Here is a 12,136-nt window from a genome sequence, read left to right as displayed (position 1 = left end):
AAAATAAAAACACCTAATACATAGGTGTTTTAGTAATTAATTACTTAATGCAAATTACTTAACAACGTGTTCTGTAATTTGATCGTTTTCAACAACTAAGAAAGCATCTCCTTGTTGAATTCCGTATGGTTCTAATGCTGAAACAGCATTTTCGTGATCTTGTTTTACAAGTGGGAATAATGATTCTGAATCAACTGAGTTTCATACTGATGAATATGAACCGAATGCATTGATTAATAATGGATCATTTACAATACCAATAACTGTTGAGTTAGGTCTGAATTTAGCAACTTCTTTTAATAAAGCTCCTGTTCTTGATAAAACAACAACATATTTGTATTTTCCTTCTTGTGCTTTTTGAGCTATTGAGTAAGCAATTTGTGAACGTTTGTTTGATTGATCTGAATTTTTTCAAACTTTTTCTAATTGAATTTCGTAGTAGTTTCTTGAGTAGAATTCTTTTTCTGCTCTTCTTGAAATAGCTGACATTGTTTTAACAGCTTCTAATGGGAATGAACCGTTTGCACTTTCTCCTGAAAGCATTGTTGAGTCAGCTCCTAATTCAACTGCGTAGTAAACGTCTGTAACTTCAGCACGTGTTGGGTGTGGTGAGTTTTCCATTGAGTCTAACATTTGTGTTGCAACGATAACTGGTTTACCAGCTTCACGACATTTTCTAATGAACATTTTTTCATAGTATGGAACATCGTAGTAAGGAATTTCTAATCCTAAGTCTCCACGAGCAACCATAATACCGTCTGATGCTTCAATAATTTCATCAATGTTTACACATCCTAAGTGTGATTCAATTTTTGAGAAGATTTGAATGTGTTTTCCACCGTTGTCATCTAATAATTTTCTTAATTCTTTAACATTTTTGGCTGAGTTAACGAATGAAGCAGCAACATAGTTAATTCCACTTTTAATTCCGAATTTAACGTCGTTGATGTCTTTTTCAGCTAAGAATGGTAATGAGAAGTCAACACCTGGTAAGTTAACACGTTTGTTTGTTTTTAATTTGTGTGTGTTTTCAGCTTTAACTTTTACGTAACCATTTCCAACTTCTGTAACTACTGTTGATAATTTACCATCATCAATTAAAACTTGGTTTCCAACAGATAAGTCTTGTGCCATATCATATGCAACTGTAATTTCTGTTGATGTACCTTCGTGTGAAAGATATTTATCTTGTGTTGTGTAGATGATCATTTCTGTACCTGATTGCACAACTTGAGCTCCATCTTTCATTTTTCCAATACGAATTTCAGGTCCTTTAGTATCTAACATAAGAGAAACTGGAACTTTTAATTCTTGTGAAACTCTTTTTCCTAATGTAAATTTATTTAATTGTTCTTCGTGTGAACCGTGGCTAAAGTTTGCTCTAATTGTTGTTACACCATTTTGAACTAATGATAATAACATATCATAGTTATCACTTGATGGACCAATTGTAGCAACTAATTTAGTTCTTTTATCAGTAATTTTCATATTGCTCCTAGTAATTAAATATATATTTAAAATATAAACATATTTTACAACATTTTTCAAGTTTTACCTTATGGTAGTTTGTAATTAGTTCTATATTTTTATTCCTATGCACAAGGAATAAAAAACACAATGTCCTAATTGTTAGAACATTGTGTACACAAATAATTTATTAAGCTTGTTGATTTAAAAATGAAACATCTTGACTAAGTTCAATTGTATTATCACTTGTTAATGCAAATATAGATTTAGCAGTTAAATCATCTTTTGTAGCTTTTAAAATGTTTTGATTGAATACTAAATGAACATTTAATGTGTTATCTGCCATTGTAATTGTTGATTGCGCTCAATCAATTGCAACTAAATCATTGACTTGTAAATCAAAGTTAGCTTTGATAAATTCAGGTTTAGTTTCTTCATTTAAAGTAGTTAGATAATCGTTTAATGTCTGAATAGATGAGTAGTTAGCTTTTAATTTTTCTTCATTTAATGTAAGTGATTTAGCAATTAATGTTGAATATTTATTATCTGCAGCAACTGTTGCAAATCCTGTTAACTCATAAACATATTGTTCAGTAGCTTCATTTTCACTATTTAGTTTCTTAAATTGTAAATATAAAGTTCCTGTTTCATCATTTGCATATGATGTAAATTCGATGTTTGACATAGTGTAGAAGATATTTTCAGTTGTTGCATCATCATTATAAACAAATGTAAATGATTTACCTGTGTCAGTTTTAGCAGCTTGTTCTGAAGTCATTACATTTTGAGTTTTAAGTTCTGATAATCATTTATCTTTGTTTCAATTTGTATCACCGATTTGAAGAATTGGAGAACTAGCAAATTCTGAAGCTAAATGAGTTGATTTATCTAATGAACCTGTTGAAACTAATGAATAATTTTCAATTGTCGGTCTAACAGCATCTAAGAATGATAAATCAACATTAGCATCAACTTTATTATTCTCTTCTAAATTAAACACTGATTGTGCACTTAAATTTTCTTTTGTAGCAGCTAATACATTTAAGTTGTATGAAATACTTAATTTCATTATTTTGTCCTCAAATGTAACTTGCAGACTGCTTCAATTAAAATCAGTCAATTTAGATGATTCTTTTGTTGAGAAATGATTTTTAATAAATTCAACTTTTTTATCTTGCTCTAAGGCTTCAAAGTGTGTTTTTAATGCGTCTGAAGATTTGAATTCTTTAAATAATTTTTCAGTATCAGCAGTTAATGTAGCAATCGTTAAATTAGCATATGGATTTTTAGTAGTCAATGTTGCAAAACCAGTTAATTCAAAAATGTGAGTTTTAACTGTATTTGCATTTTTATCTTTAACTAACATTTTAAGCAATAATGTACCTGTTAAATCGTTTGCATATGAAACAAACTCAATTCTATAACCTTGATCTCTAGCTTCTTGAGCAATCGCATTAAATACCATTCCATTGCTTGCTGTTAATTCAAATGACTTAATATTATCAACTTGATTTTTATCACTTTCAGTTTGGATTTTAGCAGCTGTAAGTTCTTTAATTCAAGCTGAATTATCTCATCTTGTTCCACTAATAGGAACTAATGGATTTGTTGCATATTCAGAAGCTAAATGTTTATCTTTAGTTAATGAGCCAGTAACATTTAGATTAAAATCTGCATAATCTATATTAGTTTTTTTCTTTGATTGTTTAATCAATAATGCTGATGTAGCTGCTATTCCACCAAGAACAACAACTGAACCACCTAAAAGTAATAATGGTTTTAATGTTTGTTTAGTCAATTTCATTTTCATCTCCTGAAAGAGTTTGTGTTAAATCATCACTAAGTTGCTCAATTCCGACTTTTTTTTCTGAAGAAACTAAGAAATACTCAAAGTTTCCAAGTTCATTACGTAAGCTTTTAATGTGATTTAATAGTTGGTTTTTGTCTTTTTGTTTAAGTTTGTCAGTTTTTGTGAAAACTAACTTAAAGTTTATATTATTTGATATTAAAAAATTTAATTCAGGAACGTCTGTATTAGTAATTCCGTGTCTAGAATCAATTAATAAGTAAACACATCTAAGGTTTTTTCTTTCAATTAAATATTCATAAATCATCTTAATCATTTTATCTTTTTGAGTTTGCGAAATTTTTGCGTAACCATAACCTGGTAAGTCAACTAAAACTGCTCCAAATTCATTTTCAAAATAGTTAATTAATTGTGTACGACCTGGTGTCTTAGATGTTTTTGCTAATTTCTTATTTTCAACAATTGCGTTGATTAATGAACTTTTTCCAACGTTTGAGCGACCTCAAAAAGCAACTTCATAATTTGGATGTTCGTATCAATTTGTCCTGTTTGTAGATGATTTAATAAATTTAAACATTGTCCTAAATTCCTTTTTTGTTTTGTTTTGCTTTTTCTATTTGTTCTTTATGCCGTTGTCTGATTTGAGTTGAAGAAATATTTGAGTTTTCATAATCAGGCATTATTATGATTGTTTCAAGATTATTATTTAAAGCATTATTTGCTGTAGCTAATTTTAGTTCATAATTAAAGTCGATTTGATTTCTAGCACTACGTACAAGTCATTTTGCATTTAATTGATGAGCTAAATCAGCTGTTAAATCAAAGTAGTTTTTTAAGACAACAACTTTATCGTTTTCTTGATATTTATTTTTAATTGCTTCAAAATTTTCTTCAATTCTTTCAATATTATCTTTATCAGGATTGTAAGTTACAACAACATAAAGTTTGTCAAAAAGCTCGGTAGCTTTTTGCACTATTGATTCGTGACCTTTATGAAATGGATCGAATGATCCAGGAAATAAAGCTATTTTAGTTTTGTTCATAAATTTTAATTGCGTTTCTTGCAATAACTAATTCTTCATTTGTTCTAATTACATAAACTGGAACTTCTGAATCAGGTGCAGAAATTAAAGCGAATTCACCAATTGGTCCATGGTTAACTTCTGAGTTTAATTTAATGTTTTTGAAGAATAATTTATCTGCAATCATTTGTCTAATAATAGGTGTGTTTTCTCCAATTCCAGCTGTGAAAACAAGCGCATCTGGTTTACCACCAATTTTGTTTGCATAAACTGCTACATAGTCAGCAATTTTTTGTGAGTAAAGTTCAAGTGCAAATTGTGCATCTACATTTCCATTGTTTGCTGCAGCGCAAATATCTCTCATATCTGAAGAAATTGTAGAAACACCTAAAAGACCACTTTGTTTATTTAAAATATCAGTGAATTGATTGATATCTAAACCTGATTGGTTCATAACAAATTGATGAATTGAAGGGTCAATGTCACCACTTCTTGTTCCCATCATTATTCCAGCTAATGGTGTAAGTCCCATTGATGTGTCAAATGATTTTGAATCCTTAACAGCACATAATGAACCACCGTTTCCTAAGTGCATATTAACAAATGTTACAGTTTCTTTGTCTAAGATTTGACCGAGTTTTTCTGTAATGTATTGGTGTGAAATTCCGTGAGCACCATATCTTTTGATTTCGTATTTTTCTACTAATTCTTTTGGTAATGCATATGAGCTATTTACTTTGTTAATTGTTGTATGGAATGCTGTATCGAAGTCACCTGATAATTTAGCGTGTGGGAAAACTTTTCTAAATCCGTAAATTGATTGGACTGCTCCTGGGTTATGTAATGGCGCATAAATTGCAACTTTATCTACAATGTTAATTACTTCATCTGTGATTTTTGCTGTATTGTTAAAGTATGTACCACCTTGAACAATTCTAAATCCAATGTATTCAATTTCTTCTGGTTGGTGGATTAAGTTAATTTCTTCCATTAATTCATATAATTTGTTAACAGCGACTTCGTGATTTGGCATTGCTACTGTTTTTTCAAATTTTTGACCATTGAATTTAATTGAAATAGCTCCCTCAGGTAATGTAATTCTTTCAGCAATACCACTAGCTATTAATTCTAATGATTCTTTATTAAATAAACTTAATTTAATTGAGCTACTTCCTGCATTGATTACTAAAACTTTTTTATTCATTATTACTCCTTGTTTGTGATTAAAATCGAAATAAGAATTGTTCCTATTATATCTTTTGTTGTTGCTCCCCTTGATAAGTCTGCAACGGTTTGATTAAATCCTAAAACAAAAGGACCATACGCATTGAATTTACCTAACTGCTGAATAAATTTGTAAGATATATTAGCTGAATTTAAATCAGGAAATACAAATACATTAGCATCTTGGTAATTGAATAAATCTTTTTTCTCTCTTATTTTGTTATTTAACGCTGCATCAACTTGAACTTCACTTGCATACACATTTTCGTGTGGATATTTTTCTGAAAACAATTTTGCTGCATTTGACATTTTTAAAGCTTGTGCACTTGAGTTTGAACCATTTGTTGAAAAGGCCATAAATGCACCAGTTGGTTTATCAAGAACTTTTTTGCTAAAGTCCATAGCATTTTTAGTTATATCAACTAATTGTTCTTCAGTTGGTTCAATAATAAAAGAAGGATCAGAAACTACATAAGTTTGTGATTTTTTATTAAGCACCATTGCTGATGAAATTGTGCTTGTTGTTTTATCTAAAACCCTTAGAGCACTACGATAAAATGATTTTGAAGTTGTGTTATATCCTCCAACGACAACGTCATATTTTTGTGTTTTAGCAATGTACATACCAACGATGTTTCTAGTGTTTGAATCAAACTCAAGGTCAAGTTGATTTAAATCTAAATTAGGTTGTTTTTTTAATCTAGATTGTATGTAGTTTTGCTTAACTTTTTGGATTTCGTCAAATGAGACAAAAACATCGTGTTTATCATTTGAGTTTTTAAATGATAAGTAGTTGATTATGATGTTTTTATTGAGCATTAATTTGTTTATTCAGAACCTTTGAGAAGGTGAATAAGTATCTAGTAAAAGCACTGTGTATTGGTGCTTTTTGTGTTTAATTTTTCAAAATATTGAGTGTAAAAGCATAGTATCCTTTTTAGTTTGTTATATTATACCAATAGTTTAGTTTTATGTTAATTGTATATAACTAAGTTATTTAGTGTTAAATAAAAAAATATCAGTTTGAATGTAAACTGATATCTATATATAAAACTCATATTTATTATTAAAAAGTAAAGATTAAACTAATTCAATAATTGCCATACGTGTTGAATCACCTTGACGACGAGGTAATTTAATAATTCTTGTGTATCCACCGTTTCTTTGTGAGTATTTTGGTGCAATATCATCAAATAAGTATGATAATACAGCTTTACCATCTTTAGTTTTAATTGGACGTAAGAAACCTGCAACAGCACGTCTGTTTGCTAATGTAGGGTTTTTAGCTTTTTGAATCATTTTTTCAGCGTGTCTTCTTAATTCTTTTGCTCTTGTTAAAGTTGTAACAATTCTTCCGTTTACGTATAATTCACTAACAAGTGAACGCATCACACCGTTTCTTCATTTAGTGTCACGTGAATAGATTTGTGTTGGGTTTGCCATATTACTCATCTCCTTCTCTTAATTCAAAACCGTAATCTTTAACTTTATCAATGATTTCTTGAATTGATTTTCTACCTAAGTTCTTTGTTTGCTCTAATTGTGAAACTGTAAGTTCTCTAATTTGTGATAATTTAGTTTTCTTAATTTTTCTAAGTGCATTAGCTGAACGAACTGATAAGTTCATTTGTGAAATATCGATGTCATCTTCTTGTTTTTCTTCTGGTTTTTCAACGATTTCTTCAAAGATATCAACTTTCATTTTATCTGTGTCTCCGATTACTTCAAGAAGACCAATTAAAATGTCAGCCGCTTGTCTAAGAGCATCTTTTGCATCTACTGTTCCATCTGTTTCAATGTTAAACTCAAGTTCTTCTTCAATTCTGTTTGAAGCTGAGTTCATTTCTTTGATGTTGTAGTAAACTTTTTTGATTGGTGAGAAGTTTGAATCAACTGCGATAAATTCACCTTTTTTAATGTCACTCATTGGAGCTAAATCATCTTTTTTACGTTTAGAAATGTAAGCTTTGTTTTCATCAAATGAAACAAATCCACGTCCTGAACGTAAGTAAATTTCAACATTAAGAGCCTTAGCATTCATAACTGTAGCTAACTTAATGTTTGTATCAATAACTTGAACACCTGGGTGTGAAACTACTTTAAGTGATCTTGAAGTAACTTCTCCAGGAGCTTCTGATTGTAATGTAACTTTTACAATTTCGTTGTCTTTAACAACGTTAGGGTTGTAAGCAAAACGAACTTTACGTAAATTCATTAATAAAGTAATAACATCTTCTGTAACATCTTTGATTGTTTGGAATTCATGATCAACACCTTCGATTTTAACTGCAAATGGTGCTAATGATGAAATTGTTGATAATAATGTTCTTCTTAAAGGAACAGCTAATGTATTACCAAAACCTCTTTCAAGACCTCTTAATACAAAAGTTGTTTCAGCAACATCATCTCTTTTGTGGATTACAGGTTTATCTAAGTAAACCAATTTTTTCATTTTTTCCATTGTTTACCTCTTTTGAATTATTTTTTCATACGTTCACGTTTTAAGATACGTTTTGGTGGTCTTGTTCCGTTGTGTGGAACTGGTGTAACATCTTTGATTTCTGTTACTGTAATACCGCTAACTTCGATTTGTTTTCTAGCAGCATCTTTTCCAGCTCCAAGACCTTTTAATTCAACTTTAACTGTTTTGATTCCGTGTTCTTTAGCAGCTTCAGCAGCAGCTTGTGCAGCTAAACCGGCAGCATATGGAGTTTTCTTTTTAGTACCTTTGTATCCAATTGCTCCTGCTGAACTTCAAGCAATAACATTCCCGTTTTCATCAGCAAAAGTAACAATTGTGTTTTGGTTTGTTGAGTGGATGTGTGCTACACCACTTGTAATGTTCTTTTTCTTAGTTTTACGAGCCATTATTATTTACCTTTCTTTCCTGCTACAGTTTTTCTTGGACCCTTACGTGTACGAGCATTCTTTTGAGTACTTTGTCCACGAACTGGTAATCCTTTACGGTGTCTCATTCCACGGTAGCATTTGATTTCCATTAAACGTTTGATGTTTAATGAAACTTCTCTACGTAAGTCACCTTCTGTTGTGTAAACTTTAGCTGCTTCACGAATTCTTGATAATTCTTCTTCTGATAAATCTTTTACACGAGCATCTTCGCTAATGTTTGCTACTTTACAAATTTCTTTTGCTAATGTTCTTCCAATTCCATAAATGTATGTTAATGAAATAACAACACGTTTATTGTTTGGGATTTCGACGTTTAAAATTCTAGCCATTTAAAATCCTTTCTAACAATTACCCTTGTCTTTGTTTGTGTTTTGGTTGAACACAAATAACACGGATAATTCCTCTACGTTTAATGATTTTACAGTCTTTACACATTTTTTTAACACTTGCTCTAACTTTCATTAGTTCTCCTTATTACTTGTGTCTGTAAGTAATACGTCCTTGTGTTGTATCATAAGGACTTACTTCGACATCAACTGAATCACCTGGTAAGATACGAATGTGGTTAATTCTCATCTTTCCAGAAATATGAGCTTTAATTGTGATGCCATTTTCAAGTTCTACTGAATAATCATCAATTGTAAAAACTTCTTTGACAACACCTTTTATTTTAATAGCATCTTTTGCCAATTAGATTCCTTTCGTTAACACGATTCCTTTTCCATTTTTGATGAGTACAGTGTGTTCATAATGAGCTGTTCTTGTATTATTGGCGCTAACTATTGTTCACCCATCTCTAAGTTGAATAAATTTATTAGTTTGGGCAATCATTGGCTCAATACAAATTACCATACCATCTTTAAGCAATGGACCAGTTCCTTTTTTACCTTCATTGAAAATATTAGGATCTTCATGTAATCTTCTTCCGATTCCATGACCACAAAAGTCTCTTGGTGTAAATAAACCGTGCTTATGGATATATTCACCTATTGCATAAGATATATCACCTGTTCTAGCACCTTTTTTAATCGCTTTTAATCCAGCTTCAAAAGCTCCTTTAGCTACATCAATAAGTTTCTGATCTAGAGGCGAAACTTTTCCAACTGGTTTAGTGAAGGCACTATCACTATAAAAACCTTCTCAGATGCATCCTAAGTCAACACTAACAATGTCGCCTTCTTCTACGATACGATCCGTAGGTATTCCATGGATCAATTGTTCATTAACTGATATACATGCTGTACTTGGAAAACCTTGATAACCTTTAAATGCAGGTTTGGCTCCACGTTTGATTATTTCTTTAAAAGCCAATTGATCAATATCTTTTAAAGAAACCCCTGGTCTTACAAAGTCTCAAACTATTTGCTTGACTTCTGCCAAGATTTGACAAGATTTGGTAATCTTTTGAATTTCTTCTTCTGTTTTTACTCAAGACATAATTAGATCACCTTTCTCTGTAAAAAATAAAATAATCTAACATATATGTTAGATATTTTAAAGTTTATTTATTTTATCACTTTTTTGCAAAATTTCAAGTACCTGTTTTGCAACTTCTTCAGGTGTAGCTGAAGCATCTACAACTCTTAATTCATCCAGCGATTTGTAGTAGTCAATCAATGGTTTTGTTTGTTCTTCATAGATTTTTAATCTGTGTTCAATACGTTCAGGTGTGTCGTCTGCACGTTGAATAATTTGATTAGAACAAACATCACAAACACCTTCTACTTTAGGTGGTTGGAATTCTACATGGTAGCCTGCACCACAATTTACACATGTTCTTCTTCCACTTAAACGCTTAATGATTTCTTCATTATTTACTTGAAGCTCAATAACCACAAATTCAAAGTCTTTAAGCGAATTTAAGAACTCAGCTTGAGCTTTAGTTCTAGGAAAACCATCTAGGATAAAAAATTGGTTATTTTCTTTTAATTTTAAGATTGCATTTTCAACAATTTTATTTGTGATTTCATCGGGTACATATCCACCTGTTGTCACAATGTTTTGAACTTTAAGACCAAGTTCTGTTTTTTGTGCTATTTCGTTTCTAAAAATGTTACCTGTTGATAAATGAATTAAATTGCTTGTTTTTGACAATAAAGAAGCAACAGTACCTTTTCCTGCTCCTGGTTGTCCCATAAAAATCACATTTTTATTTATTTTATTTATCATAATAAACCTTCTACGTTTTCTGCTGAGTTGCTTTCAATATTTTTAATTGATTCTCTTTTTGCTTTTGATAAATTATTTGATTTAATTCTTGCTTGTAATTGCCCTACTGTTTCAAGTGCAACACTTACTAAAATCATAAGACCTGTACCACCGAATGAAATTACACTAGGTAAAATACCAGCCATAATTTCAACAAATTGCATACTTCCTAACGCTAATAAATAGAATGATGAAAACACACTTAATCTAAATACAATCCCAATTAAGTAATCTTGTGTTTCTTCTCCTGGTCTTACGCCTGGAATAAATGTTGAATTTTTAGCGAAATCTTCAGCTATCTTATCAACTTTTGATTGTTGAATTCCCATAACTAATGAGAATGCAAAAATAACAACTATAAGTAATGTAAATCCAATTGGTTGGGTAAATTGCATATTTTGGTTAATTCATTGTTTTGATGCATTATCATCTGGTAGTATGTTTGCAATCATTGTCGGGAATGATAAAACCATCATAGCAAAGATAATAGGCATAATTCCGGCTGGATTTAGTTTAATAGGTAAGAAACCAATGTCTTTTTTAGATTTAGATCTACCTGCTCCTATTTGTTGGATAGGTATATGTCTTTCTGCTACATAAACAATAGCTATAATCATTAAAACAAGTAAGTAAACAAGTATATATGTAAAGAAATTGACTATACCAACAAGTGCCCCACTTGAACCAGATAAATCAACACCTATGTAATGTAAGAATGCTTCTTTAAATTGGAATGGTAACCTAGCAGCAATACCTGTGAAAATAATTAAACTTGTTCCATTTCCAATTCCTTTATTTGTGATTTGTTCTGAAATAAATAAAGCAAATAATGAAGCAGAAGTTAAAACCATCGGAATCATAAAGAATGTTAAAAATTCTTTTGATACAATTCCGTATCCATCCAACTCAATGAATTGACTATTTCCATTACCAAGCGTTTTAATTAAGAAAACAGCTTGTGGATAAGCAATAACAATTGTTAACAATCTAGTAATAATATTTATTTTTCTTCTACCTTGCGGCCCACTCTGACTTAATTTATAGATTGGAGGGAATATTTTTGATTGTAAAATCATCATTATAAGAGAAGCATTAATAAATGGACTAATGCCTAAAGCAAATAGTGAGAACTGTCTAAGTCCTCCACCACCAATTAAGTTTAATGTATTTAAAAAAGAGTTACTACTAATTGCATCTTCATTTTTAATCTTTACAAATGGTAATGTTATAGTTGTTCCTAAAATATAGATAGCCAACATGAGTAAAGTAAAAATAGCCTTCTTCGTTAAATCCTTATTTGTGAAGAATGCTCTTAATCTATTTTTTGTTTTATAGATTAAATTACCCAATGTGCTCGCCCCTTTTTTAAAATATATTGGTATTATATAACAAAATATTTTTTTTCATAGTTTGAGTTAATAAAAAAACACCATTAAAGGTGTGAAATATTCTTTGAAAACTGAATAGTTATTTTAATAATTCATTAAAATGTCTGAAT

Annotated in this window: 15 protein-coding genes; all 15 read right to left on the bottom strand. The window is 30.3% G+C overall.

What is annotated here, in order from left to right; genetic code table 4:
• Window positions 1-54 precede the first annotated feature (54 nt).
• Entirely contained in the window at window positions 55-1,488 is a 1,434-nt protein-coding gene (gene pyk, locus VBM88_RS01585; protein ID WP_323176682.1) for a pyruvate kinase, read from the bottom strand.
• A gap of 169 nt (window positions 1,489-1,657) precedes the next feature.
• Window positions 1,658-3,271 (bottom strand): MAG1430 family protein, encoded by a 1,614-nt coding sequence (locus VBM88_RS01580; RefSeq protein WP_323176683.1) that lies wholly within the window; start codon window positions 3,269-3,271, stop codon window positions 1,658-1,660.
• Entirely contained in the window at window positions 3,258-3,851 is a 594-nt protein-coding gene (yihA, locus tag VBM88_RS01575) for a ribosome biogenesis GTP-binding protein YihA/YsxC (RefSeq protein ID WP_323176684.1), read from the bottom strand. The genes VBM88_RS01580 and yihA overlap by 14 nt, the downstream gene beginning before the upstream one ends.
• 4 nt (window positions 3,852-3,855) lie before the next feature.
• Window positions 3,856-4,317 carry a pantetheine-phosphate adenylyltransferase gene (gene coaD, locus VBM88_RS01570; RefSeq protein WP_323176685.1) on the bottom strand — a complete coding sequence of 154 codons (462 nt, stop codon included), beginning with the start codon at window positions 4,315-4,317 and terminating at the stop codon, window positions 3,856-3,858.
• Window positions 4,304-5,500 (bottom strand): acetate/propionate family kinase, encoded by a 1,197-nt coding sequence (locus tag VBM88_RS01565; RefSeq protein ID WP_323176686.1) that lies wholly within the window; start codon window positions 5,498-5,500, stop codon window positions 4,304-4,306. The genes coaD and VBM88_RS01565 overlap by 14 nt, the downstream gene beginning before the upstream one ends.
• Window positions 5,501-5,502: 2 nt before the next feature.
• The gene (locus tag VBM88_RS01560; RefSeq protein WP_323176687.1) at window positions 5,503-6,339 is read right to left on the bottom strand and encodes a phosphate acyltransferase; all 837 of its coding nucleotides are present in this window, start codon (window positions 6,337-6,339) and stop codon (window positions 5,503-5,505) included.
• A gap of 261 nt (window positions 6,340-6,600) precedes the next feature.
• Window positions 6,601-6,972: a 50S ribosomal protein L17 gene (gene rplQ, locus VBM88_RS01555; protein WP_323176688.1), complete on the bottom strand. Its 372-nt coding sequence runs from the start codon at window positions 6,970-6,972 to the stop codon at window positions 6,601-6,603.
• Complete coding sequence (locus VBM88_RS01550; RefSeq protein ID WP_257089269.1) at window positions 6,965-7,981, bottom strand: DNA-directed RNA polymerase subunit alpha; 1,017 nt, start codon at window positions 7,979-7,981, stop codon at window positions 6,965-6,967. The genes rplQ and VBM88_RS01550 overlap by 8 nt, the downstream gene beginning before the upstream one ends.
• 17 nt (window positions 7,982-7,998) lie before the next feature.
• Window positions 7,999-8,388 (bottom strand): 30S ribosomal protein S11, encoded by a 390-nt coding sequence (gene rpsK, locus VBM88_RS01545; RefSeq protein WP_257089267.1) that lies wholly within the window; start codon window positions 8,386-8,388, stop codon window positions 7,999-8,001.
• 2 nt (window positions 8,389-8,390) lie between these two features.
• On the bottom strand, window positions 8,391-8,759 hold the full coding sequence (gene rpsM / locus VBM88_RS01540; RefSeq protein ID WP_257089265.1) for a 30S ribosomal protein S13: 369 nt from the start codon (window positions 8,757-8,759) through the stop codon (window positions 8,391-8,393).
• Between the two features lie 19 nt (window positions 8,760-8,778).
• The gene (gene rpmJ / locus VBM88_RS01535; protein WP_257089263.1) at window positions 8,779-8,892 is read right to left on the bottom strand and encodes a 50S ribosomal protein L36; all 114 of its coding nucleotides are present in this window, start codon (window positions 8,890-8,892) and stop codon (window positions 8,779-8,781) included.
• Window positions 8,893-8,904: 12 nt separating this feature from the next.
• A complete protein-coding gene (infA, locus tag VBM88_RS01530) occupies window positions 8,905-9,120 on the bottom strand; it encodes a translation initiation factor IF-1 (RefSeq protein WP_257089261.1) in 216 nt (71 codons plus the stop codon).
• Window positions 9,121-9,867: a type I methionyl aminopeptidase gene (gene map / locus VBM88_RS01525; RefSeq protein ID WP_323176689.1), complete on the bottom strand. Its 747-nt coding sequence runs from the start codon at window positions 9,865-9,867 to the stop codon at window positions 9,121-9,123. It lies immediately after the preceding gene.
• Between the two features lie 57 nt (window positions 9,868-9,924).
• Window positions 9,925-10,599 (bottom strand): nucleoside monophosphate kinase, encoded by a 675-nt coding sequence (locus VBM88_RS01520; RefSeq protein WP_323176690.1) that lies wholly within the window; start codon window positions 10,597-10,599, stop codon window positions 9,925-9,927.
• Window positions 10,593-11,987, bottom strand: coding sequence for a preprotein translocase subunit SecY (gene secY, locus VBM88_RS01515; RefSeq protein WP_323176691.1), 1,395 nt, complete (start codon window positions 11,985-11,987; stop codon window positions 10,593-10,595). Before secY ends, VBM88_RS01520 begins: the two co-directional genes overlap by 7 nt.
• Window positions 11,988-12,136: the final 149 nt, after the last annotated feature.

Origin of the sequence: Mycoplasma sp. 1232 (genome assembly GCF_034863345.1) — a bacterium.
GTDB lineage: Bacteria > Bacillota_I > Bacilli_A > Mycoplasmatales > Metamycoplasmataceae > Mycoplasmopsis.
Note: the sequence above shows the minus strand (reverse complement) of the source record. Positions and strands in the feature narration are given on the sequence as shown.